Raw genomic sequence first — 23,777 nt, 5'->3', positions numbered from 1 at the left:
CTCATGATGTCCCTCTGGGATGCGCTCCGGATGAATATGATGATCTCATATCAGGAACTTGTTCGCACCTTCCTTAATTGGTGATGAGATTTTTCTCAATAAAAAATCAGGCAGAAAGATGCCACCTAATTTTGTAGAAAGTTCAGATGCGCCCGGATGTATCTTAAGAATTGCTGATCGTTTTTCACATGCAGCTTTTTCATAATGCTGCGACGGGTGGCTTTGGCCTGAATTTCGCTTACCGAGAGCAGGTGAGCCGTTTCGGCTAAGGTATAGCCGCTGGCGAGAAACATTAAGAACTGACGTTCTTCGATAGAAAAGTTGCGAGTGGTGCAGTAATGGCAGATAGTTGCGGGCACGTTGTTGCGCAGCGCACGTTTTTGCAGGATGAGGACTAATTTTTTAGTCATTTCCTCAACGTCATCTTCCCGATAGATCAGTGGCAACATGTACAGGCAGGGCCGGAACATCAGCTTATCTTTATCGTTTCTGTTGCAGATGACAACCCGGTGTTGGCGGCGGGTATGGACCGGAATCTGATAGCAATCGGCGCTGAGCCAATCTTCATCCAGGGAAATAAACGCGATGTCAGCGCGATCGATATCCTCGACAGGCAAAAAGCAAATCTCCTGATGCCACTGATTTGCCAAATGGGAGATGATAATTTTTAGTCCATGTTCGAAGTGACTGTTTTCTTCCTTGATGGCGATACTTAACATTAAAGAGTTCCTGAACCGCTGGAGGGGTAAGGGAATGTTAAGCAAAATCATAAATATTCTAAATACATGTATCCCTAAATCTGGCGTTTCGTGGGCTGAGTTGTTACCAGGCGATTTCCTGGATACCCTTGAACAAGCAGAAAAAATCAACATTCGTTCACTTCGCCAGCAACTGAAACAAAAGGCATTGACTCAGCAGGCGCTGACCGTATAATTCACGCGTTTCATCTGCATGAAGTAATCACTTCGCAATGCGCCCTTAGCTCAGTTGGATAGAGCAACGGCCTTCTAAGCCGTAGGTCGTAGGTTCGAATCCTACAGGGCGTACCATTCAAAATCAGGCGCTTACGCCTCCTTCGCTTCCTCCTTATTTCCGTTGTGGGACATATTTGGGACATCAACCCCAAAAATTGAGTCAATTTACTTCGCATGTTCAGTTAAATGGTTAGGTGCTAAGTGAGCATATCGACGGACCATTTCGATACTTTCCCAGCCGCCCATTTCCTGCAGAACAGATAACGGAACGCCAGACTGAATCAGCCAGCTTGTCCAGGTGTGTCTCAGGTCGTGGAATCGGAAATCCTCAATTCCTGCGCGACGACATGCTGCATTCCATGCGCTCTGGTCATCAACATGCATTTTCCTCACTGATGGCGTCTTTGATCCGTCAGGGCGAACTCCGGCTTTCATATGGACGAACACCCATTTATGATGATTGCCAATCTGATCGCGCAGTACCTTACAGGCTGTATCATTCAGCGCTACCCCAATAGCTCTTTCAGGATTCACCTAGGCAACACGACGCTGCATGTCGATCTGTTGCCACTCCATATTGATGATGTTCGAACGACGAAGGCCGGTTACCAGCGCAAACTTAACAACTGACTTCAGCGGCTCGGGACATTCTTCAATAAGCCTCTTCGCCTCATCACGCTCCAGCCAGCGAACCCGTTTATTCCTTACTGCAGGAACCTTTATCACAGGCGCCTTCTCTAGCCATTTCCTGTCACGTTCTGCTGCACGCAGAATGGCTTTCATCAGAGACAGATGTTTGGCCTTGGTGGAAATTGTGACGGGAGAGGCTGAATAAGTCGGTGCTTGCTGTCCATTCTTCTTCGCCGCGGCTGCCTGAATTTTCCATATCTCAAGCAGCTTGCGGTTGCTCATCTTATTTACTGCCGAATAAATCCTTTGCTCAGTGACATCCTTTAATCGAATCCCTTCGAAATGTGCCAGCCAGAACGCCATGCGACTGCGGTCATCCTTCAGAGACTTTTTCCCGGCCTTTTCCTCAAGCCACCGCATACATGCATCATCAAATGTTACATCAGGGAAATCGCCAAGCCGGTCTACTCTCCAGAGCTCAGCTTTGCGCTTGTCATGTAGCTCAGTAGCGAGCCGTTTGTCGGAAGTCCCTAGACTTTCCTTAATTCGCTTCCCGCCCAGGAGCGAGTACGATGCGTACCATATTTCACCTCTGCGGAAGAGTGACATTTCGTTTTCTCTTTAATGCCATCACCCGCGCTCACGCCGACAGTATGCAGCGGAGACTGAAGCGCCGTAATGCAGGCTTGCCGTGTAGTGAGGTAACTTATCCTACAACACTTAGCTTCACTGCATTTGATTTAAGCGGTGCAACGTTATGTTCAAGTGTAGACACAACGTATGGATGGGTTGGCTCTGCAACTGCAATAAGCCATACCACAGACACTACTGTCACTCCACCAGGCTGCTATGCAGCTACCGAGGAAGGGCAACTCCAAGGCGTAGGTTGGTCGCATACTTCGGGAGTAAAATCTTATAAGCAACGTGTTCTTATACGTAGCCGGTCAGAACTCCCTAATTAATAACAATAACCCCCGCTGAAAAGAGGGGGTTAATAATGTCTGGGTAATTAGTTGCTTAGGCAGCTCTTTCTGGTGAAGTCAATAACTATATTAACTCCTTTATGATATAGCTTATAATCTTGATTACTAGTTACTAACTTATAATTGCAAAACTCCTTGAGTGAACTATTGACTATTTCACTATTATACCCAGGGTCCTTTTGCTTCAACCCGTTTATTTCCAGGTAATAATGCGCCCACATCCAGTTTCCAAAATAACTAACTACTAGCCTATTTAGCATAGGGAAGTTCTTGGATGAGTTTGTAAGTATGCTTGATCTGGGTGGCTCCCCATTAAAAATTATGTAGTTTGTGTTGTAATCAAATTCTTTCGTATCTTCTTTTATTGAATCTATTATTTGTGTATCAACAAAATATTGATGCTTGCTGGAATTTGCATATGCGCAAGTAAAAACAAACATGTAGGCATAAAGCGGAAGAACAATCAATGACGGAACTTTGCTTTCTTTGAACGCTAGAGTCGCTAGGAATAAAACAAAAAGCAAATAGGACCCCACTCCTATGTAAAGCCTGGAAAAACCTACCATTGGATTATCAAGTGGTAAAAGAGATCCTATCGTGGAGACTGGAGTCACAATTACCACAATTAAAGAAATAACAAAAATAATCCAGCCAAACTTTCCTTTATATACTTTTAAATAGCGGTAAGAAATAACAAAGGCGGAAAGTAAGGAGATAACAATAAGTGCTGGTATGATGAATTTTCCCATACCATTCGGTAGTATTATCCCTTCAAAATAAGAGTAATATGATTTTAAGTTACTGATTACTGTATTAAGCAGATCAGCAGAAACTCTGGGGTGATTAGCACTATGAGCTGACTTAAGAGTCAATGGCAATATCACCTTCATATAGATGACTAACCCTAACAAAGTACTTAAAACACGTATAAAAGATAGCTTTATTACTTCATGAGGGGATGCTAATTTATAAGCATCATAAAAGAACAGCAGTGACGTAAAAACTAAAATTATATTTACAGACGCTTGGTATAAACACATTACCCCAATCACTAAAGCCACTTTAATTAAGAAATTGATATAGTGATTTTTTGATAAGGTAAATAAAAAAGCAAATGAAAGAACCGCAGAAAACAGAATTGTCAGGCTATCAAACCTGTAACTAAGGATTTCTACATTAAATGGATTTATCAAAAAAGACAAAGGAAGCAGAAAAAGCCCTTTTTTATTACTAAAAAATTCTTTCCCAAATCTATAGAAACTCCATGACAGCATGGCGCATGCAACAAGAAGCGGCGCAGGGGCAATGTCTGCCATTGTCCCACTAAACATAAGAACAGACATTAATATATCAGACAAAGGGCGTCCATCTTCCCACCAAAATCTGTAACCTAGCGTTGACCTTCCAATGTCGTCAATGTAATAAATATTTGCTAGTATGATTGGCATCACTAATAGCAAAATAATGATGAAATATTCCTTTATCTGTTTCACGCATCACCACCATTCTTTAAAATATATCTAGGTCTATTCTTGGATTCGGTGTAGATTCTTCCGATATATTCACCAAGCACTCCAATACCAATAAGCTGCACACCACCAAGGAACAAAATAGAAACTAGAAGTGACGGATAGCCACGCACCGGATTGCCAAACGCGATTGTGTCTAAAATCATCCATGTGCCATAAATAAACGACAATCCGGCGACTAATAATCCTATATAAGTCCATATACGCAGAGGGAAAGTAGAGAAGCTGGTTATTCCCTCAAGCGCAAGGTTCCATAGCTTCCATCCATTGAATTTAGAATCTCCGGCTATCCTTTCAGCCCTGGCATACTCAACAACGTCTGTCTTTCCTCCGACCCAGCTAAGTATTCCCTTCATAAAGAGGTTCCGCTCAGGAAGAAGCTTGATGTTTTCCACGACCCCTCGGGACATTAGTCGGAAATCACCGACATTCTCCTCGATTTTAGGGTTGCTGATTTTGTTGTGCAGCTTATAGAACCACTCAGCAGTCTTTCGCTTGAGTCTCCCGTCTGTTGATCTATCGGTGCGTTTTGCCAAAACCATATCTGCCCCAGCCTGCCACTTATCAATCAGATGGGGAATAACTTCAATCGGATCCTGCAAATCCACATCAATAGGGATAATCGCCTCACCAGTAGCGTGGTCAAGCCCAGCGAATAATGCAGGTTCTTTACCAAAGTTCCTTGTAAAAGAAAGAGGAACCACGAGCGGATCAGTGATTGCAAGCGCGTTTATAATTGATTCTGTCGCGTCTTTACTTCCGTCGTTGATGAAGACTATTTCGACTTCATAATGCTGAAGTCCTTCAAACTCCCGCACAGTTTTATAGAAGATTGGAATTGCATCCTCTTCGTTAAAAACTGGAACGACCAGAGAAATTTTCATTTCGTATTCCTAAAGACAATGAATTTTGAATATATGAAGCCGCACACCAGGCTGATTGCGGAGAACACGATTAACGTAATGATAGGTGCCAACCCCGATTTGTCCGCACACCAACCCACTGCAGCGCTTAGCGTGCCCATAAATCCGGCATATAGCATGTAACGTACGGTTGTGGTCGATGCCTTAAACGTGAATCGGGCATTAGCAAAGAAACTGAATGACACAGCCACAACGAACCCAGCAAGGTTACCGAGTGCCTGTCCAGTGTGAAATACATATATACATATGGCGAACACTACCCAATGTATGAGCGTGTTTAATACGCCTATTGATGTGTACTTAGCGAATAGCTTTAACATTATAGAAATCAGTAAATTCTTGAGGCCCGAGAGTTTAACATCTGAAAGCGAATCGATCGACCCGCGATGTTGATGTGAGACAAAAGCGGGTACAGAAAGCTTTGCATCGGTTTGCAAGTTTTTGCATGATTTTCGAAGATAGGATCTATGATTGTAGTGTTTTATGTTATATTGCATTGATTTAGAAGGAGATTGTAGGGGGGGTTCGAATCCTACAGTGGTCATTATAACTTAGTAACTTACGATAGTTTCAGTCCTGGATTGATTTTCTCCCTGTGCCGTATTTGTGTCATCTCATTCCAAAAATGGCATCAATTTTCTAAGCAAAAGATGTATTGCATTCGCCCAGTGCTTTATGTATTGCCTCCATCTTTTTATCTTTATGCGGCTCACGGATACCCAGAGTTGAAGCTGCCCCGCGCCACACAACTCTCGCGCGGGGGGGGGGGCGGCGCATGGTTCCGGTTTGGAACTTCTCGTCAATTTTTATTGCCAGCCCTTCTGTACTCCAGGTGAACGCTGGTAACCAAAGTCGCCAGGAGATTGTTTTACCAGCTCACATAACAGTGTGCAGATATGCTCAAATGACAAGTGGCGGGCACGACCGGCGGGTAATGATTCCAGCCCTTCAACACCCGACGCGTGACCAGTTAATCTAGCGTGAAACTGAGGAACGGGCACAGCATAACGTTCTGGTAACATCACTGATGCGAGCGCCCAGATGCAGCGTCAGTATAGCTGTCGGCTTGCGGGTGTAATTTATATCGTGCGGTTTATAGATTGCTTTCTGCATCATGAGGAAGGTAAACATGGCGCGAAGAGTGGATTGAAATCCATAACATCATCGACAATTTGCCACTCAACGCGTTTACCCCAAGATATTGCACACCATAGATGCAAGCCATAACTACACCCAGCGGGTGTGGTTTAACGCTTAAAAGAGACATTAGTATTAGGCATGGAGATAATATAAATTTTCGCGCCTGATATTATATATCATAAATTGCTTTGTTTTTTTGTGAAGAATTTAAATATAATAAACATGAAAATGGCTATCTTTATGTTTCCGGAGAGGTTCGTAATTATGGTCTCGCTCATGAATTGCGTGATAAGGCTTACGCTAAAGATAGAATAAATGCCTAGCATAACAAAATTGCCATTTTTTGCTGAGGCGTAAACGAAAGACAAAAAACACCCATATATAACAGCTCCAAGTATAATGCCATATATCCCCATGTCACTGTAAAATGGTTGCATTACGGAATACACATTAGTAGGAGACGGAACATAGACATAGTCGAGGATGGTTTTTACCGGCTCACTAGAAGATTGCCCAAGTTTAAATGCTATGGCGTGAATGAATCTAAGCGTGTACTCTCCATTCCAGTTAATTCCGTTATCAACCAGTGTTCCAAATGCTATTATAGGGGAGTAAATGTAAGTCCCTAAAATATAAGGTATTGTTGCGGAGTCATCTGATGACATTCTATAAAAATGCATTACTATAATTCCAGCCAGAACTAACGGTGCGTATATGAATATTTTTCCTTTGCGAATTCCATATCTCATTTCATAAATAGTAACAAACATTAAGATTGGTGTTATAACGGCAAATTTACCCATCGTGCCAAGCGCAAAAAGAATAAGCCAGGTGCAAATAGATACTTTCTCTATAAGTCTGGATTTGTGTATGCATATTGACGCAAACATAGCCATTATTATAGGGTAGAACATCGGCATATAGGTAAATGTTGTATATTGATAGTCTTCCTCAATATTTGCAAGGCGAAGATTAAGTAGAAAGTTTACAGGGCCGTTTGAGCCAACTTTATAAATCTCATATGCGGTAATTATGCATGCAGGGATTACTAATAATGAATATTTTGAACAAACTCTTCGCGGTTCAGAATCATACTTCTTTGATTTATTAGGTTGTGCCATTTCCATGGCTGCGTATGCAAACGAACATATCAAAATCCATGTCAAAAGGCAGTAAAAGGTAACTGATCTGAAAGAATCAAAACTATCATAAGATAACATCCCAACAAATGCCATTGAATACCAAGAAAAAAGTGTTAATGACAATGGCGATGTGATATTGCATTTCATCCATTTTATAGCACTCATGTGGAGTGCAGTACATAGCAAAAATAAAATAATAAGATAGGTCATAATAAATAATCTGCCATACCTAATATACCATAATCCTTAAAGCAATATAATGAACATTTGGTTCCCGCATTACCGAAAGTGACAAGGAATCCTTATCACTTTGCTCGATGAAAGAGGTAACCATGTCATCAAGTCCGCAAAAGCCAGCCTGTTACCCAGAAAGCACTGTCCCAAAAAGTTAGCTTACCCGCATGTGTGAAACGGCAAATTTTAACTCATAAAAATAGGGCGCTATATGGGCGCGCCAGGAGTTTAGCATCCTATTTGCACTTGATCGACACCGACGATTAAATGTTCTGCATGTATATACAATTGAGAACGGGGGGATCATGCCATGCACAGCAGACATTCATAATGCCTTTACTGAGGTCATTCAATCAACCCCAAAAGGATGTCGTTATCTTAGCGCGGGACAATTTTTCTTTTTCCAGCCAACGTTCTACCTCATAAAGACTTTGTTGAATCTCCTCTCTGAGTGAAAAATCACCCAACGGCTGCTGTTCAAGTGCTGCACACATCGTGCTGGCTGAGCGCATTCCCATGCTGGCGCAGCTGCTTTTTAGCTGATGCGTCAGACGTTTTATCCGCTCATCGTCATGTGCTGCGCGGGCAGCGTCAATCTCATCTAATACAGGAAGAGTGTGTTGCTTAAAGAGCGCTAACCATTCGTGCACCTTTTGCCATCCCATAACCTGGATATCTCCAGCCAACTGCTGAAAATCTAACCGTTTGTTGTCATTTTCTGATGCAAGCGGGGGAGTCGCACTACCATGCAGATAATGCGTAATAAGTCGACTGAGTTCATCCCGGGGGACTGGTTTTTGAATAATGCCAAGGAACAGGGTGCTGGTTCTTTGGCTTAGCGTTTCGTCGATGACGTGCGCGCTAAAGCCGATCAGGCTAAGTGCCGGATAGTCGTGGGCTAACTGCTGTGCCAGCGTGATCCCGTCGATATCAGGAAGATCGAAATCAACCAGAGCAGCATCGTAGCGTGTATCTTCCTGCAATATTTTTAGCGCCTCAGCGGCACTGCTGGCAGCAGTAACCTGTGCGCCATTGAGGATGAGCATTTCAGTACTGATACGTTGTGTAAGAGGATTATCCTCGATAAGCAATAAGCGTAAGCCCTGTAACGATATGGAACGTTGTGCGGGTTTCATGATGGGCATCGTGGTTGCCCGCAATGGCAGACGCAGTTGGAAACAGCTCCCGATGCCGGGCGTGCTGGTGACGCTCAGCTCTCCCTGCATTGCCTGGGCGAGACTGGCGCTGATGGTTAGTCCGAGTCCGGTTCCACCTCGTTTACTGCTTACCTGAACAAACGGCTGAAAAATATCGTGCTGGCGGGCAGGGTCAATTCCACATCCCGTATCTTCAACCTCGATGTACCAGTTTTTGCCCTCACATCGGCTATGCAGGATAATGTGTCCCCGATCGGTAAAGCGTAGTGCGTTGTTTAATAAATTAGTAATGATTTGCCGGATGCGGCGCGGATCGCCACGCAGGGAAGCGGGAACGTCATCGGCAAAATCCGCAACCAGTACGACCGGGCGACCAGCAACGCGGCTGTTCATGAGTTGAATCGTACTTTCCAGCAAGGGTTTGGGTTCAAAAGGCTCATCGCCTATTGCCACATTTTTTCCACCGGCTTCGATGGCGGAATAGTCCAGAATATCGTTGAGGATGGTCAGCAAAGACTCGCCCGAGTCGGTGATTGCGCGTAGATTTTCCCGATGTTGTGCCAGGACGGGATTGTCTGAGAGCAACTGCGCAGTGCCGAGGATACCATACAGCGGGGTGCGTATTTCGTGGCTCATGGCGGCAAGAAACGCCGATTTTGCCTGGTTAGCTTTTTCAGCTTCTGCACGGGCCTGTCGGTGTTCAGAAACCATAGAACGCAGCTCGGCGGTGCGAGCTTTAACCTGTGCGGCCAGATGTTCGCGATGGCTATTGAGGGCGTGAACGCTGCCGCGAAAGGCATCCATCAACCGCCCGATAGTATCCAGTTCACGAACGCCTGCGGTTTCCGGGAATGGGGAGTCAATATCCCCCTCCAGCAGACGCTGTAACGCCTGGGTTTGCTGTGCCAGTGGTCGAGTGACTGAGCGATAAACCACACGCCAAAGTATAAGAATCAGCAAACATAATGACACGCCACCTAACAGCAGCAGCAAGTGTTGCCCGCGCTGGCTGGTCTGTTTGAGATGCGCCAGTCCACTTTGATTACGCTGGCCGATGGTTTCCACCAACTGGCTGACTTCGCTACTGAAACGGGTAAATTGCTCGATATTATTCTGCGATAAGATCTGCAATTGGGTCGTGATGTCATTATCCTGGCGATACAGGGACAGCAGCTCAACATAACGGCTAATCGTATTGACGGTGTTGGCCACCTGAGTGCGCACCACGGGATCTTCAATACGTATTTGTCGGCGCTGAAGTACTCTGACGGCGGCATTCAGCTGGTTTTCCAGCGCAGCCAGGTTATTCTGCGCCTGGTTATTCCCCAGGTTCATGACCATTTGCTGCACGCGTAGCGCACTCAGGCGCAGTTCATTCATCTGGTTATAATATTCCAGATCGATATCGATGAGCCTGTCCAGCGCGTGTTCAGCGGCCTGCCCCTGATGGCTCTCAATCAAATCGTAAATGCTGGCCTGTGTCGCACCTGCCGACGTGGCGGCATTACTGGCCTGTCCGCGTGCCATTTCGGCAACGTCAGCGGTGGCCTCAATAATTTGCTGGCTGAGTTGTTGCTGTTGAGCGCGTAATTTCAGGCGTTCGCCAACCATCTCCCCCTGGTGGCTTAACGATCGGGCGATTTCTTTCTCCTGCTGTTCAATAGCAGAAGTATCAAAGCCCTGTTCACGAAGGGTTTTGAGTAATGTGGTTATTTTCAGGCTCTGGGCGGTTAACATTCTCCCCTGAGCCAGCCACATATTTTCATTGTCTGCGGTGGTCAGATTTTGTGCGGAAAACAGTTCCCAGGCGCTGGCTTCGCTGAGCTGGCGCGCCATATCCATGGTTGGAATTAGCGCCTGGGTATTGGCCTGCTCAACCTTGCTGACAAAACGCAGGTTATACCAGCCTGTCAGCGTACTGATGAGAGTCAGTGCCGCCATCAGCGCAAAGCCTATCCACAGTCGTTTAGTCAGAGATAAATTCACTGTCTGGTCGCCACAGTTTAAAAAGGTTGAGTCCAAAAGAGGAAAGCAACTAGGATAAAGCCTTATCAATGTTGAGGCTATCATGCGCGTATTGGTTTTCCTGTTAATCACGATTTTTCCCGGTTTGAGTCATGCGGCTGGAGCCGCATTGCTGCGCTGGCAGGATACGCAGCAGGCAGTCCCGGAACTGCAATCGGACGTTACTGCAAACAAAGTCTGGAAACTGTGCGCGCTGTATCCCAGCCTGAAAGACTCCTATTGGCTTTCAGTGAATTACGGCATGCTTGAGGCGGCGAGAAAATACGGAGTAAGTCTGAAGGTGTTAGAGGCGGGAGGGTATCGTCAGTTCTCCACGCAAAAAACACAAATCGCCCAGTGCCAGCAATGGGGAGCAGATGCCATATTGCTGGGTAGTAGCACGACGACCTTCCCGGATCTTTCCGCGCAGGTAGGCGCGTTGCCGGTCATTGAGGTAGTGAATGCGATACACGATCCGACGGTGAAAGCACGGGTCGGCGTTCCGTGGTTCCAGATGGGGTATCAGCCGGGTCGCTATCTGGTCAAGTGGAGCGGTGGCAAACCGTTAAAGGTTCTGCTATTGCCAGGACCTGATGACGCCGGAGGCAGCCGCGAAATGGTGGCAGGATTCCGTCAGGCGATTGCCGGTAGTCAGGTGCACATCGTGGATGTGGCGTTGGGGGATAATGATATTGAAGTTCAGCGCAACCTGTTACAGGAGATGCTTGAGCGTCACCCGGAGGTCGATGTGGTTGCCGGTACGGCAATTGCTGCGGAAGCAGCGATGGGAGAGAAGCGGAATCCGGGGACGCCGCTAACCGTGGTCTCTTTTTACCTGTCGCATCAGGTATATCGCGGACTTAAACGCGAAAGAATCATTATGGCTGCTAGCGATCAGATGGTCTGGCAAGGTGAACTGGCGATTCAACAGGCGATCAGGGTGCTACAAGGGCAACCGGTACCGGAAAATATCAGTCCGCCGATCCTGGTGCTCACCCCGAAAAATGCCGACAGCCAGCATGTTCAACGCTCGCTGTCTCCTGGCGGGTTCCGTCCGATTTATCTGTATCAGTACACGTCGGCCGCTAAAAAATAACCTTCGCCGTGCTGTGTCACCAGTAAATCAGCCCGTAGCTTGTGGCGCAAACGGCGGATCAATACATCCACGGTGCGTAAGTCTGGATTGTCTACCCGTCGTGCCGAAAGCATACGCAGTAAACGTTCGCGGCTGAGAATTTCCCCCGGATTGGTGACAAAGGCGACCAGCATTTCATACTCGGCGCGGGTGAGTTTGATCGTCTCATCGCCCAGCTCCAGGGTATGCCGGGAGACATTCAGACAGTATCCGGCAAACTGATAGCAGTTATCTTTGGTCTCCGGCTGTGCCTGGCGGGCAAGATCGATACGCCAGAGCAAATTTTTAACCCGAACCACCAGTTCACGTAGCTCCAGCGGCTTGGTGACATAATCATCAGCGCCCATTTCCAGGCCAACGATCCGGTCAATTTGATCGCTACGACCTGTCACCAGAATGATCCCCACCGTTGAGCGTTCGCGCAGGGCGCGGGTCAGCATTAAGCCATTTTCGTCCGGGAGGTTGATATCCAACAGAATGAGATCGACAGGATGTTGTGACATGATTTCACGCAGACCAGCTCCGCTGGCGGTGACAGAGACATGATAACCTTCCTGTTCAAAATAAGCCTGTAACCGTGCTTGGGTGACCGGTTCATCTTCAACAATGACAATGTGATGCGGCATCCTGATGGCGTTCTCTTTCTGTTCATATCTGTTCACATTGTGCCGTAAGCCATTCATCCTGACCAGTGTTACTGTTCACATTTGAGAAATAAGATCCTCTGTAACTAAACCATAAGATTACAGGGGCTATTATGCGGAAACTATGGAGGGCGCTGCTCAGACCGAGCGCACGTTGGTCAGTGTTGGCGCTGGTCGTTATCGGGATTGTGGTCGGTATTGCGCTGATCGTCTTGCCGCACGTTGGTATTAAATTAACCAGTTCTACCGAGTTTTGCGTGAGCTGCCACAGTATGCAGCCGGTTTACGAAGAATATAAACAGTCTGCACATTTTCAGAATGCCTCCGGGGTACGCGCAGAATGTCATGACTGCCACATTCCATCCGATATTCCAGGCATGGTGAAACGTAAGCTGGAGGCCAGCAACGATATTTACCAAACCTTTGTTGCCCACTCTATTGATACTCCAGAGAAATTCGAAGCCAAACGCGCTGAGCTGGCGGAGCGCGAATGGGCGCGAATGAAGGAGAACAACTCCGCGACCTGTCGTTCTTGTCATGACTATGATGCGATGGACCACGCTAAACAACATCCTGAAGCTGCGCGCCAGATGAAGATTGCGGCCAAGGACAACCAATCCTGTATCGACTGCCATAAAGGTATTGCACACCAGCTTCCCGATATGAGCAGCGGTTTCCGCAAGCAGTTTGATGAGTTACGCGCCAGGGCGAACGACGATGGCGAGACGCTCTACTCTCTGGACATCAAACCTATTTATGCCGCCAAAGGTGATAAAGAACCTGCAGGCTCACTGCTGCCCGCTTCTGAAGTGAAAGTGTTAAAGCGTGATGGTGACTGGCTGCAAATTGAAATTGTCGGCTGGACCGAGAGTAATGGGCGTCAGCGCGTGTTGGCGCAACTGCCGGGCAAGCGCATTTTTGTGGCTTCCATTCGTGGCGACATCCAGCAGCACGTGAAGACGCTGGAGCAAACCACCGTTGCGGAAACGAATACGCCATGGAGTAAATTGCAGGCCACTGCCTGGATGCAGAAGGGCGATATGGTCAACGACATCAAACCGATCTGGGCTTATGCCGACTCACTCTATAACGGAACCTGTAACCAATGCCACGGCGCACCAGAGAAAGAACACTTTGATGCTAACGGTTGGATTGGCACGTTGAACGGCATGATTGGATTTACCAGTCTGGATAAACGTGAAGAACGTACCTTGCTGAAATATCTGCAAATGAATGCCTCTGACACTACGGATAAGCCGCATGGCGATAAGGGAGAAAGCAATGAAAAATAACGATCTCTTTCAGGCATCGCGCCGACGTTTTTTGCTGCAACTGGGCGGCTTGACCGTAGCAGGCATGTTAGGGCCTTCGCTGCTCACGCCGCGTAGCGCTAATGCCGCAGAGGTGCAGGGGGCAGGCGTCAAAGAGGGGATTCTGACCGGTTCTCACTGGGGTGCCATTCGTGCCACCGTGGTTGACGGTCGTTTCATTGAAGCCAGGCCGTTCGAGCGCGATAAATACCCGTCAAAAATGATCGCCGGACTCCCGGATCACGTACACGGTGGAGCGCGTATTCGCTACCCGATGGTCCGCGTGGACTGGTTGCGTAAACGCCATCAGAGCGATACCTCGCAACGTGGAGATAACCGCTTTGTGCGCGTTTCGTGGGATGAAGCGCTGGATTTCTTCTATCAGGAGCTGGAGCGCATTCAGAAGACTTATGGTCCGAGCGCGCTGCTAACGGCCAGCGGCTGGCAATCGACCGGGATGTTCCACAATGCTTCCGGGATGCTGGCGCGTGCCATTGCGCTGCATGGCAACAGCGTGAGTACGGGGGGCGACTATTCCACCGGTGCCGCTCAGGTCATTCTGCCGCGTGTGGTGGGATCAATGGAGGTCTATGAGCAGCAGACCTCCTGGCCACTGGTACTCGAAAACAGCAAAACCATTGTGCTGTGGGGTTCTGATCTCATCAAAAACCAGCAGGCGAACTGGTGGTGTCCGGATCATGATGTCTACGAATACTACGAGCAACTGAAGGAAAAAGTGGCACGGGGCGAGATTTCGGTCATCAGCGTTGACCCGGTCGTCACCTCGACTCATGACTACCTGGGCCGCGACAAGGTTAAGCACATCGCCGTGAATCCGCAGGCTGATGTACCGCTACAGCTGGCGCTGGCACACACGCTGTATACCGAGAAGCTCTACGATAAGCATTTCCTCGAGAACTACTGCGTTGGGTTTGAGCAATTTCTGCCTTATCTGCTGGGAGAAAGTGACGGACAGCCTAAAGATGCCCAGTGGGCGGAAAAAATCTGCGGGATTGATGCTGAGACAATCCGTGAACTGGCACGGCAGATGGCGGGCGGCAGAACGCAAATTATTGCCGGCTGGTGCGTGCAGCGTATGCAGCACGGGGAACAGTGGGCGTGGATGATCGTGGTGCTGGCCTCAATGCTCGGGCAAATTGGCTTACCCGGGGGGGGATTTGGCTTTGGCTGGCACTACAACGGCGCGGGCACCCCAGGGCGTAAAGGCGTTATCCTGAGTGGATTTTCTGGTTCCACCACCGTTCCACCGGTACATGACAGCACCGATTATAAGGGCTACAGCAGTACCATCCCGATCGCGCGTTTTATCGATGCGATTCTGGAGCCGGGCAAGAGCATTAACTGGAACGGTAAAACCGTCAAGCTGCCACCGTTGAAGATGTGCGTTTTTGCCGGGACCAACCCGTTCCATCGTCACCAGCAGATCAACCGTATTATTGAGGGCTGGCGTAAGCTGGAAACCGTTATCGCCATCGACAATCAGTGGACGTCGACCTGTCGGTTCGCTGACATCGTATTGCCGGCGACGACCCAGTTTGAACGTAACGATCTTGACCAGTATGGCAACCACTCCAACCGCGGCATTATCGCTATGAAGCAGCTGGTGCAGCCGCAGTTTGAAGCGCGTAATGATTTCGATATTTTCCGCGATCTTTGCCGCCGCTTTAACCGTGAAGAAGCGTTCACAGAAGGGCTGGATGAGATGGGCTGGTTGAAGCGCATCTGGCAGGAAGGAAGCCAGCAAGGGAAGGGACGCGGTGTTCATCTTCCGGCTTTCGACGTTTTCTGGAATCAGCAAGAGTACGTTGAATTCGAACATCCGCAGATGTTTGTCCGCCATCAGGCCTTCCGCGAAGATCCTGACCTTGAACCTCTGGGGACGCCGAGCGGTTTGATCGAGATCTATTCGAAAACTATTGCCGATATGCAATATGACGATTGCCAGGGGCATCCAATGTGGTTTGAGAAAATCGAACGTTCACACGGTGGGCCTGGATCGCAACGTTGGCCGCTGCATCTGCAATCCGTCCACCCGGATTTCCGTTTGCATTCACAGCTCTGCGAGTCCGAAGCGCTGCGTAAGCATTACGCGGTAGGTGGCAAAGAGCCGGTGTTTATTAATCCGCAGGATGCCAGCGCCAGGGGGATCCGCAACGGCGATGTAGTTCGTGTATTTAACGCGCGTGGACAAGTGCTGGCCGGCGCGGTTGTCTCCGATCTCTACTCGCCGGGCGTGGCGCGCATCCATGAAGGTGCCTGGTACGATCCTGATAACGGTGGAGAAATCGGAGCGCTGTGTAAATATGGCAATCCGAACGTGTTAACCCTGGATATCGGCACGTCTCAGCTGGCGCAGGCGACCAGTGCGCATACTACGCTGGTGGAAATTGAGAAATATGCCGGTAAGGTGGATAACGTGACGGCGTTCAGCGGCCCGATAAAAATGGTGGCGCAGTGTGAATATGTCCCGGTGGAGAAGGTGACGTCATGATGAAACACACCTCCCTGACGACAGAACAGATGGCCTGTGTTTATGCATGGTTGGCGCAAATGTTTTCCCGGGAGCGCGACGGTGAGGGATTAGCGCAATTGCAGTCCAGCGAAATGGCTGAGTGGTTTACCGTGCTCAAAGGTGAACCGTTGCTTGAGGCGGATGTTCTTTTGCTGGAAGCGAAAATTGCCGCGCTCAAGGTACGTGAAGACGCTACCCTGGAACTGGCGGCTGATTTTTGCGGCCTGTTCCTGATGTCGGATAAACACGCCGCGTTACCCTATGCGTCGGCTCATCTTGAAGAAGGGCCAAACTACGGGATCATTAAACAACTGTTATCTGATGCGGGCATGCAGGTAAGCGATACGTTTAGCGAATCAGCCGATCATCTGGCGATTTTTATCGAACTGCTGAGCCATCTGCATTTTTCTCTTGGTGAGCCAGGGGTTAGCCGTCAGCGTATTGATGCGTTGCGCAGAGAAACGCTGGCGGGGCTGTTACGCTGGTTACCGGAGTTCACCACTAAATGCCGCAGATATGATGACTTTGGTTTCTACGGTGCGTTGAGCCAGCTGCTGCTGGCATTTGTCAGGCTGGATCATCAGAACTGAGTGATGGCCTGAGCCACAGAAAAACGGGAGCACATTCGCTCCCGTTTTAACCCTATCACCGCACAACCAGCACCGGGCATTTCGCGTGGCGGACTACGGCTGCCGCCGTTGACCCCAGCAAATACGTGCTAAAACCGGGCTTATGTGAGGCAATCACAATAAGCTCGGCGTCCACCGCCTCCGCCAGCTTGAGGATCTGATCCTTCGGTGGGCCGTAAACTACGTGGGTCTGAGTCCTGCCGGCAGGAATATTGAACTGCTTAATAATCTCTTCGAGTTTTTCGCTGGCCTTGGCCTGCAGACCACTTCTGTCCGGAAATTCGGTAGAGTAGGCCAGCCCCAGAGAGGCATAGAACGGAACGGTAGGAATAACGGCTAAAAAGTGGACCTTCGCGGTTTTGGCATGCGCCTGGACCTGCGGCACAACATGACGAGTAAGATCGGCTTCAGAGATATCAATGGGCACCAGAATTGAGCGATACATATTCACTACCTCCTGTTTGTTTTACCTCTATCCCAGAGTGTAGCGAAATTTGTTTCTGTATAATAAGTGACCAGATCAAGGATGTGTGCATCAGTGCGCGTCAATGAAATGTGTGTGTCGTATGACTGGCCGTAATGTATATGTGAGCGAAACAGTAAGATAGGTATCTTCATTAATACGTGTAATCGCAAAATAGAAAAGGGTTCTTTTTTACATGCTTTCATTGTATATTTAATTATATAACGAGTATTGGCATGTGATTAATTTCAGCGACTTTTACTGTTTATAAAATTTTTATTCTGAAGTTTGTGTGGTTAATGGATAATCAAACCTTGCATGTGGAATAAAACTCTAATTTTAAACGAAATTTGATATTTACATTTCATTCTCACTAATTATGCGAGCCCCTTCAAACTTACCCGTTGGCTGATTCTTATTTCTCTCTTTGCTTGATGAATATCAATAAATAGCTGCTTTAGGATATTTATTGTCTACCTCTAAAAGGGTATTCGTCTGATGGAAATAAAAGATGAGAAAAATAAATAAAACTATCCTATGGACGATGCTGCTGTGCATTGTTCTTGGTGCAGTTATTGTTTTGGCGGGGCAATGGACATTACATAAAACCTCGAGTACAGAATTCTGTTTGTCTTGCCATACGATGCAGGCGCCCTACGAAGAATATACAGGCTCGGTTCACTTCCAGAATCAGAAAGGCATTCGCGCAGAGTGCGCGGACTGTCATATCCCGGAGGGCGGTCTGGATTTTCTGGTGGCTAAGCTGCGGGCCTCAAAAGATGTTTATCATCAGTTCATAACCAAAAAAATCGATATTCCGGAAAAATTTGAAGAACACCGTCTGGAGATGGCGCAAACCGTTTGGGCACAGCTCAAGGCTAATGATTCTGCGACTTGCCGTAGCTGCCACAGTATGGACGCCATGGATCTTGCCGCACAAAGCGCGGATGCTCAGAAGATGCACAAAATGGGCATCGCGGAAAAGCAAACCTGTATTGATTGCCATAAAGGCGTCGCCCATTTCCCACCTGAAATAAAAATGGATGACAGCGCGCTTAAAGGGCTTGAAGCGCAGTCAGCCTCCACCCCAGCTTCAGCAACTGAACTTTATGCTGTAAGCAACACCGCGTTGGGCGATCTGGGAACCGTTTACCCGGCAACCAAAATGCAGGTCCTGAAAACAACGGACAACACGCGATTGGTCGAGATTCGCGGTAGCCAGATGCAAGGAAGTGAACAGGTTATTTACTACGCAGCAGGGCAGCGTTTGATTCTCGCCAGCCTGAGTGAAAAAGGTCAACAGTCGCTGAAGATCCTCTCCGACTGGAAAAAGGATGATTACGGCAATGCGTGGCGAGATGTCGTGCTGCAAGGGGAATGGAGTAGTTCCGCTCTCGCCAGCCGTGAACCTATGTGGGATTACGCGCGCAAACTCGACAATGTGTACTGCGCAGGCTGTCATGCGCCAATTCCGGCGAATCATTTCACGCTCAACGCCTGGCCTTCAGTAGCCAAAGGGATGGGGGCTCGCACCAATATCAGTGAAACCGAACTGGATATCCTGAGCCGTTACTTCCAGTACAACGCTAAAGACATGAATAAATAAGCGATCAATCAGGAGAAATCATGAAACTCACAAGACGTGACTTTATTAAGACGGCTGGCGTGGCAACCGGGACAATGGCGATTTCTTCGGTGATCCCAATGCCAGCCTGGGCCGAAGGCCAGAATGGCGGGGCAATCCTGACGGCAGCACGTTGGGGTGCGGTATACGTGGAAGTAAAAGACGGAAAAGTGGTTTCCTCAAAAGGTGCGTTGCCGAAAACGGTGCCGAACTCATTACAGCAAACCGCGCCAGATCAGGTTCATACCAATATCCGCGTTAAGTATCCGATGGTGCGCAAAAGCTATCTGGAAAACCCGGGTAAAGCGGATGGCAAACGCGGTAACGATCCTTTCGTGCGGGTTAGCTGGGAGCAAGCGCTGAAGCTCATTCATGAACAGCACAGCCGGATCCGCAGCAGCTATGGTCCCGCTTCGATATTTGCCGGTTCTTATGGCTGGCGATCCAGCGGCGTTCTGCATAAGGCGCAAACCTTACTGCAACGCTATATGAGCATGGCCGGTGGCTACGCTGGGCATACCGGAGATTATTCAACCGGTGCCGCGCAGGTGATCATGCCATACGTTGTTGGATCGGTTGAGGTTTATGAGCAGCAAACCACCTGGCCGATGGTGCTTGAGCACAGTCAGGTCGTGGTGCTGTGGGGGATGAATCCGCTCAACACCCTTAAGATTGCCTGGAGCAGCACGGATGAACAAGGGATTGAATACTTTAATCTGCTGAAGAAATCAGGGAAAAGCGTCATCGCCATCGATCCGATGCGTTCTGAAACCATTGAGTTCTTTGGTGATAACGCGACCTGGATTGCGCCACATATGGGGACCGATGTGGCAATGATGTTAGGGATCGCCCATACGCTGGTGAAGAAAAACCTTCACGACAAAGCCTTCCTGGAAAAATACACCACCGGATATCCGCAGTTTGAAGAGTACCTGCTCGGCAAGAGCGATAAAGTAGAGAAAACCGCCGAGTGGGCATCTGGCGTGTGTGGCGTGCCTGCTGAGCAACTGGAAAAGCTGGCGGAAATTTTCTCCAGCAACAAAACCATGCTCATGGCAGGTTGGGGGATTCAGCGCCAGCAATACGGTGAGCAAAAACACTGGATGCTGGTGACTCTGGCGGCGATGCTGGGGCAAATTGGTACCGAAGGCGGCGGCTTCGGGTTCTCTTATCACTATTCCAACGGCGGTAACCCAACGCGCACCGGTGGGGTCTTACCGGCGATCTCCGCCAAAATTGAGGGTGGGTCATCGGCAGGTAATGACTGGGCGGTTTCCGATGCGGTGACCAGCCTGCCGGTAGCGCGAATTGTCGAGGCGCTGGAAAACCCAGGCGGCAAATATCAACATAACGGTAAAGAGCAAACCTTCCCGGATATCAAAATGATCTGGTGGGCGGGCGGCGCTAACTTTACCCATCATCAGGATACCAACCGCTTAATCAAAGCCTGGCAGAAGCCTGAACTGGTTGTCATCTCTGAATGCTACTGGACCGCTGCGGCCAAACACGCCGATATCGTTCTGCCAATCACCACCTCGTTTGAGCGTAACGATCTGACTATGACCGGTGATTACAGTAACCAGCATCTGGTACCGATGAAGCAGGTCATTGAGCCGCAGTTTGAAGCGCGTAGTGATTTTGACGTCTTTGCCGATCTGGCTGAGATGCTCAAGCCGGGGGGGAAAGCTGTCTACACCGAAGGCAAAGACGAAATGGCGTGGCTGAAGCAGTTCTATGACGTCGCGCAAAAAGCCGCCCGCGCCCAGCGTGTCGCCATGCCTCAGTTCAACGCGTTCTGGCAGCAGAATAAACTGATCGAAATGCGTGAGAATGAAAAGAATAACAAATATGTGCGCTACGCGGATTTCCGCAGCGATCCGGTGATGAACGCACTCGGAACGCCGAGCGGCAAGATAGAAATCTACTCGAAAACGATTGAAGGCTATCAGTATAAAGACTGTCCGCCGCATGCGTCCTGGATTGAACCGGATGAATGGAAAGGAACTGCGGATAAAGATCAGCTGCAGCTACTGACGGCGCACCCGGCACATCGTCTGCATAGCCAGCTGAACTACGCGTCGCTGCGTAAAGAATACGCGATTGCCAATCGTGAACCGGTGACGATTCATCCGGATGACGCAAAAGCCAGAGGGATTGCCGAGGGCGATCTGGTCCGCGTATGGAATGCTCGCGGACAGGTTCTGGTTGGGGCGCATGTCAGCGACGGCATCAAACCGGGCATCATCTGTATTCATGAAGGTGCATGGCCGGATATTGAAAACGGTATCTGTAAAAATGGCGGCGCGAACGTGCTGACGGCGGATATCCCGACTTCAAGACTGGCGAATGGTTGTGCCGGGAATACCAGCCTGGTATATGCAGAAAAATACACCGGTGAAGCGCCAAAACTCACCGTCTTTGATGAACCAGCAATTGTCACCATGTAATGATGACTGATAAACGGGGGCCGTAAGGCTCCCGTTTTTTTATGCTGTTTGGGCAACGTTTTACTGTTGTTACTCAGCCAGCTCAATCACATCTCCCGTTGCCGGGGCGTCAGTTCGCGGTAGCCACAATCGCCCCCACGAACCGGTGCAATGACAGCCGAGCAGTTTTTCGGGGTGTTGTTGCTGAATAAATTGTCGGGTCCGCCATAGCTTAGCGGGGGAGGCTGCACGTAAATGAAACCCACCGACGAGGGCATAAATTTTGTTAACCCCGGTGATTTTCTGGCAATGGCGTACGATGTTTTCTATTCCCCGATGCCCGCAACCGGTAATGATGACTAACCCGCGTGCAGATTTATAGATCAATACGCCTTCGTCACTGATGTAATCTGGCTGGAGTGTTTTCTCGCTAATCACGCCATAGGACTGTGGTGTGCGGACGCTAATTTCTCCGGACCACAAAAAGCGATCGCTGATAGCCAGCGGCTCGCGGGTGTATTCCATGATGAATCGAGAGTAGTTGTTATCTCGCGAGAGTTTTTTAATTTTTCGTGGTGTTCCCGCAACCGTTATCGATGCGTAACGCTCGCAGGCCAGTTGAGGATGGCAAATGATACGGCTGTTATCCGCAAGCCACGGCACGCCGCCGCAGTGATCATAATGACCGTGCGAAAGTACTACGGCGGTTAATTGGGTCAGGTCTACGCCCATTTGCGTAGCGTTATGCATGAAGCTGTCATCCGGCCCAGTATCAAACAATATTGTGGTTGTTTCATCCTGAACTAACAGACTTAATCCAGGCTTGGCCAGTAATGTTTTTCCAGCGCCAGCAGCATGTCGGTTTTCAAGCAGCACCGTGAGGGTCAAAGCCATGTCTGACTCCAGTATTAAAACGGCATACTGTAATGCATCGCTTTTGAGAGCGCTGTGATCGCAGCGCTCTTTAGCGGTATCTGTTATTCACGCACAATTTTGCCAGCGTTTCCTGCATCGCTGTCATTCCAGCTACCGTGACCATTTGTTTTAATCGTGTAAGTGGCATAGCCGACACGGAAGGTCATCGTATCCTTATAGGTATTTACGTCACGCACTTCATTACCATTGACGTAAACGCCGGAATCTTCGACGTGAATATCAACGCTGCGTTGACCATTGGCAAATTTGGCTACGTAATTTCCGCTGAATTTGCCATCAATACCGGCATTATCGTGGTTATCCGTGTTAGTGGTATTTTGCTGTTTTTCACCATGATGATGACGATTCTGCTGGCCGTTGCTGTTCTCAATAAAGCCATGATCGCGGTTCCACTGATAGGATTTATTCACATCGCAGCCATTGAGTTCACTCATCTGCGTACAACCTGAACGTTCATACTTTTTCTGCATTGCCGGGGTAATTGCACATGCTGTTGTGGCAGTTGTCAGACCAAGGACCAGGAGGGTTAACAGACGTTTATTCATTTTTTTACTCACTATCATCATTAAATTTATTTATAGGAATGCGAACTTTTGGATTGTCATGTTTACGACGACGGCAGTCTCCCATTAAATATTAATGAAGCATACCAGGGGGAATCCTAATTTATAATTAGGGTGGGGTGAACAATGCTGTAATACGCAACATAATAAGCTGTTTATTTACTTATTTTATACAATCCGGGTAGAGAGCTAAGATGTATTTACTTTTAGAAGAAGGATTTAATGAATTATTAATATTGACATTAACGATGAAGTGGGTCGCGGGCTTGTATATAAACAGGCCCGCGTGGGAGAATAGTCCACAATATTCAAACTTCGCGTATTTATGGATGTCGTTGTCAATATAGTTCGTCTTTACCCCTGAGTTGAAATCTGCGCGCGGTGCTGCTCGGCCTGTACCTCATGAGCAAATGAATGGCCGTTGTTTACCGATTGGTGAACAACCATCGCTTTTTCATGTTCATTCATTTGTGAAAATGATTGCGCATTGGTTGATGTTGACGATGAATTATTTGCCTGCGCGGCGTGTGCTTGTGCCATTTGTTGATGTGCAGGAGCGTCGCTGTTATTCATCATTTCATGAGCCATTGCGGCCTGCTGATGCATTTTGGGTGTTTCTGCCGCATTAACGCCAGCTGAAATAAAAAACGCGATAGCTAAAAAAGAGGACATCTTATTCATCATATTTCTCCTGTTTGGGTTTACGGAAGAAAGTATAATTAATAGGGGCTGTCAGTGGCGTGACAGGATTATGACGGTTGTGTCAGACAACAGGTGATGACGGGTATAAGCGTCATC

Annotated in this window: 19 protein-coding genes, 1 tRNA gene and 2 pseudogenes; 9 read left to right on the top strand and 13 right to left on the bottom strand. The window is 48.3% G+C overall.

Features of this window, described 5'->3' with window-relative positions; translation table 11 throughout:
• Positions 1 to 125 precede the first annotated feature (125 nt).
• On the bottom strand, positions 126 to 719 hold the full coding sequence (gene fimW, locus OGX94_RS24695) for a fimbria biosynthesis transcriptional regulator FimW (RefSeq protein WP_008784010.1): 594 nt from the start codon (positions 717 to 719) through the stop codon (positions 126 to 128).
• Between the two features lie 34 nt (positions 720 to 753).
• Here fimW and OGX94_RS24690 point away from each other — a divergent pair, with 34 nt between their 5' ends.
• Together OGX94_RS24690 and OGX94_RS24685 are read left to right on the top strand one after the other, a co-directional pair.
• A complete protein-coding gene (locus OGX94_RS24690) occupies positions 754 to 933 on the top strand; it encodes a hypothetical protein (protein ID WP_003831122.1) in 180 nt (59 codons plus the stop codon).
• Positions 934 to 972: 39 nt separating this feature from the next.
• Positions 973 to 1,049 (top strand) — tRNA-Arg (locus tag OGX94_RS24685).
• A 15-nt stretch (positions 1,050 to 1,064) separates the two neighbouring features.
• Here the strand turns inward: OGX94_RS24685 and OGX94_RS24680 are convergent.
• A pseudogene (locus tag OGX94_RS24680) lies at positions 1,065 to 2,213 on the bottom strand (tyrosine-type recombinase/integrase).
• Between OGX94_RS24680 and OGX94_RS25055 the strand changes: the two are divergent.
• Entirely contained in the window at positions 2,177 to 2,566 is a 390-nt protein-coding gene (locus OGX94_RS25055; RefSeq protein WP_502873450.1) for a hypothetical protein, read from the top strand. The pseudogene OGX94_RS24680 and the gene OGX94_RS25055 sit on opposite strands and share 37 nt — an antisense overlap.
• A 47-nt stretch (positions 2,567 to 2,613) precedes the next feature.
• Here OGX94_RS25055 and OGX94_RS24675 read toward each other — a convergent pair whose 3' ends face one another.
• The 6 genes and pseudogenes from OGX94_RS24675 to torS all read right to left on the bottom strand — a co-directional run bounded on the left by OGX94_RS24675 (position 2,614) and on the right by torS (position 10,698).
• Entirely contained in the window at positions 2,614 to 4,080 is a 1,467-nt protein-coding gene (locus OGX94_RS24675) for a glucosyltransferase domain-containing protein (protein WP_257661446.1), read from the bottom strand.
• Positions 4,077 to 5,000, bottom strand: coding sequence for a glycosyltransferase family 2 protein (locus tag OGX94_RS24670; RefSeq protein ID WP_257661447.1), 924 nt, complete (start codon positions 4,998 to 5,000; stop codon positions 4,077 to 4,079). Before OGX94_RS24670 ends, OGX94_RS24675 begins: the two co-directional genes overlap by 4 nt.
• Positions 4,997 to 5,359, bottom strand: a complete 363-nt coding sequence (locus OGX94_RS24665; protein WP_257661732.1) for a GtrA family protein — start codon at positions 5,357 to 5,359, stop codon at positions 4,997 to 4,999. Before OGX94_RS24665 ends, OGX94_RS24670 begins: the two co-directional genes overlap by 4 nt.
• 334 nt (positions 5,360 to 5,693) lie before the next feature.
• Positions 5,694 to 6,170 (bottom strand): annotated as a pseudogene (locus tag OGX94_RS24660) (transposase); the annotation flags it as partial.
• Positions 6,171 to 6,355: 185 nt separating this feature from the next.
• Positions 6,356 to 7,531, bottom strand: a complete 1,176-nt coding sequence (locus tag OGX94_RS24655) for an O-antigen polymerase (RefSeq protein ID WP_257661448.1) — start codon at positions 7,529 to 7,531, stop codon at positions 6,356 to 6,358.
• A gap of 377 nt (positions 7,532 to 7,908) precedes the next feature.
• Positions 7,909 to 10,698 (bottom strand): TMAO reductase system sensor histidine kinase/response regulator TorS, encoded by a 2,790-nt coding sequence (gene torS / locus OGX94_RS24650; RefSeq protein WP_257661449.1) that lies wholly within the window; start codon positions 10,696 to 10,698, stop codon positions 7,909 to 7,911.
• Positions 10,699 to 10,780: 82 nt separating this feature from the next.
• On the opposite strand from torS, the gene torT reads away from it, so the two are divergent.
• On the top strand, positions 10,781 to 11,812 hold the full coding sequence (gene torT, locus OGX94_RS24645) for a TMAO reductase system periplasmic protein TorT (RefSeq protein ID WP_126955888.1): 1,032 nt from the start codon (positions 10,781 to 10,783) through the stop codon (positions 11,810 to 11,812).
• On the opposite strand, the gene torR is transcribed toward torT, so the two are convergent.
• Positions 11,785 to 12,477 carry a two-component system response regulator TorR gene (gene torR / locus OGX94_RS24640; protein ID WP_020996565.1) on the bottom strand — a complete coding sequence of 231 codons (693 nt, stop codon included), beginning with the start codon at positions 12,475 to 12,477 and terminating at the stop codon, positions 11,785 to 11,787. The two genes, torT and torR, sit on opposite strands and share 28 nt — an antisense overlap.
• Before the next feature lie 131 nt (positions 12,478 to 12,608).
• Between torR and torC the strand changes: the two genes are divergently transcribed.
• From torC to torD, 3 genes are read left to right on the top strand one after another with little or no spacing between them, the layout of a single operon-like run.
• Positions 12,609 to 13,787 carry a pentaheme c-type cytochrome TorC gene (gene torC / locus OGX94_RS24635; protein ID WP_003831126.1) on the top strand — a complete coding sequence of 393 codons (1,179 nt, stop codon included), beginning with the start codon at positions 12,609 to 12,611 and terminating at the stop codon, positions 13,785 to 13,787.
• Positions 13,777 to 16,317, top strand: a complete 2,541-nt coding sequence (gene torA, locus OGX94_RS24630; protein ID WP_257661450.1) for a trimethylamine-N-oxide reductase TorA — start codon at positions 13,777 to 13,779, stop codon at positions 16,315 to 16,317. Before torC ends, torA begins: the two co-directional genes overlap by 11 nt.
• Positions 16,314 to 16,928 (top strand): molecular chaperone TorD, encoded by a 615-nt coding sequence (torD, locus tag OGX94_RS24625; protein ID WP_003831129.1) that lies wholly within the window; start codon positions 16,314 to 16,316, stop codon positions 16,926 to 16,928. Before torA ends, torD begins: the two co-directional genes overlap by 4 nt.
• 55 nt (positions 16,929 to 16,983) lie before the next feature.
• Here the strand turns inward: torD and uspF are convergent, their stop codons facing one another.
• Complete coding sequence (uspF, locus tag OGX94_RS24620) at positions 16,984 to 17,412, bottom strand: universal stress protein UspF (RefSeq protein WP_003831130.1); 429 nt, start codon at positions 17,410 to 17,412, stop codon at positions 16,984 to 16,986.
• Between the two features lie 529 nt (positions 17,413 to 17,941).
• Here uspF and OGX94_RS24615 point away from each other — a divergent pair.
• Together OGX94_RS24615 and OGX94_RS24610 are read left to right on the top strand one after the other, a co-directional pair.
• Positions 17,942 to 19,036 (top strand): NapC/NirT family cytochrome c, encoded by a 1,095-nt coding sequence (locus OGX94_RS24615; RefSeq protein WP_257661451.1) that lies wholly within the window; start codon positions 17,942 to 17,944, stop codon positions 19,034 to 19,036.
• Between the two features lie 20 nt (positions 19,037 to 19,056).
• Positions 19,057 to 21,501, top strand: coding sequence for a trimethylamine-N-oxide reductase 2 (locus tag OGX94_RS24610; RefSeq protein ID WP_257661452.1), 2,445 nt, complete (start codon positions 19,057 to 19,059; stop codon positions 21,499 to 21,501).
• 69 nt (positions 21,502 to 21,570) lie between these two features.
• Here the strand turns inward: OGX94_RS24610 and OGX94_RS24605 are convergent, their stop codons facing one another.
• The 3 genes from OGX94_RS24605 to OGX94_RS24595 form a co-directional block, all read right to left on the bottom strand.
• Entirely contained in the window at positions 21,571 to 22,374 is an 804-nt protein-coding gene (locus tag OGX94_RS24605; protein WP_257661453.1) for an MBL fold metallo-hydrolase, read from the bottom strand.
• Between the two features lie 83 nt (positions 22,375 to 22,457).
• Positions 22,458 to 22,961 (bottom strand): hypothetical protein, encoded by a 504-nt coding sequence (locus tag OGX94_RS24600; protein ID WP_008784020.1) that lies wholly within the window; start codon positions 22,959 to 22,961, stop codon positions 22,458 to 22,460.
• Between the two features lie 372 nt (positions 22,962 to 23,333).
• Positions 23,334 to 23,660 (bottom strand): PcoE/SilE family metal-binding protein, encoded by a 327-nt coding sequence (locus tag OGX94_RS24595; RefSeq protein WP_020996562.1) that lies wholly within the window; start codon positions 23,658 to 23,660, stop codon positions 23,334 to 23,336.
• Positions 23,661 to 23,777 lie beyond the last annotated feature (117 nt).

The organism is Citrobacter sp. Cpo037 (assembly GCF_030332945.1).
GTDB classification, from domain to species: Bacteria; Pseudomonadota; Gammaproteobacteria; order Enterobacterales; family Enterobacteriaceae; genus Citrobacter; species Citrobacter portucalensis.
Note: the sequence above shows the minus strand (reverse complement) of the source record. Positions and strands in the feature narration are given on the sequence as shown.

What these genes read in the sequence shown, in the direction of transcription:
- fimW (WP_008784010.1), bottom strand. Translation starts at nt 719, where the DNA reads ATGTTAAGTATCGCCATCAAGGAAGAAAACAGTCACTTCGAACATGGA.
- OGX94_RS24595 (WP_020996562.1), bottom strand. Translation starts at nt 23,660, where the DNA reads ATGAATAAGATGTCCTCTTTTTTAGCTATCGCGTTTTTTATTTCAGCT.
- torA (WP_257661450.1), top strand. Translation starts at nt 13,777, where the DNA reads ATGAAAAATAACGATCTCTTTCAGGCATCGCGCCGACGTTTTTTGCTG.
- OGX94_RS24690 (WP_003831122.1), top strand. Translation starts at nt 754, where the DNA reads ATGTTAAGCAAAATCATAAATATTCTAAATACATGTATCCCTAAATCT.
- OGX94_RS24605 (WP_257661453.1), bottom strand. Translation starts at nt 22,374, where the DNA reads ATGGCTTTGACCCTCACGGTGCTGCTTGAAAACCGACATGCTGCTGGC.
- torD (WP_003831129.1), top strand. Translation starts at nt 16,314, where the DNA reads ATGATGAAACACACCTCCCTGACGACAGAACAGATGGCCTGTGTTTAT.
- OGX94_RS24615 (WP_257661451.1), top strand. Translation starts at nt 17,942, where the DNA reads ATGAGAAAAATAAATAAAACTATCCTATGGACGATGCTGCTGTGCATT.
- torC (WP_003831126.1), top strand. Translation starts at nt 12,609, where the DNA reads ATGCGGAAACTATGGAGGGCGCTGCTCAGACCGAGCGCACGTTGGTCA.
- OGX94_RS24665 (WP_257661732.1), bottom strand. Translation starts at nt 5,359, where the DNA reads ATGTTAAAGCTATTCGCTAAGTACACATCAATAGGCGTATTAAACACG.
- torT (WP_126955888.1), top strand. Translation starts at nt 10,781, where the DNA reads ATGCGCGTATTGGTTTTCCTGTTAATCACGATTTTTCCCGGTTTGAGT.
- uspF (WP_003831130.1), bottom strand. Translation starts at nt 17,412, where the DNA reads ATGTATCGCTCAATTCTGGTGCCCATTGATATCTCTGAAGCCGATCTT.
- torR (WP_020996565.1), bottom strand. Translation starts at nt 12,477, where the DNA reads ATGCCGCATCACATTGTCATTGTTGAAGATGAACCGGTCACCCAAGCA.
- OGX94_RS24610 (WP_257661452.1), top strand. Translation starts at nt 19,057, where the DNA reads ATGAAACTCACAAGACGTGACTTTATTAAGACGGCTGGCGTGGCAACC.
- OGX94_RS24655 (WP_257661448.1), bottom strand. Translation starts at nt 7,531, where the DNA reads ATGACCTATCTTATTATTTTATTTTTGCTATGTACTGCACTCCACATG.
- OGX94_RS25055 (WP_502873450.1), top strand. Translation starts at nt 2,177, where the DNA reads ATGCGTACCATATTTCACCTCTGCGGAAGAGTGACATTTCGTTTTCTC.
- OGX94_RS24670 (WP_257661447.1), bottom strand. Translation starts at nt 5,000, where the DNA reads ATGAAAATTTCTCTGGTCGTTCCAGTTTTTAACGAAGAGGATGCAATT.
- OGX94_RS24600 (WP_008784020.1), bottom strand. Translation starts at nt 22,961, where the DNA reads ATGAATAAACGTCTGTTAACCCTCCTGGTCCTTGGTCTGACAACTGCC.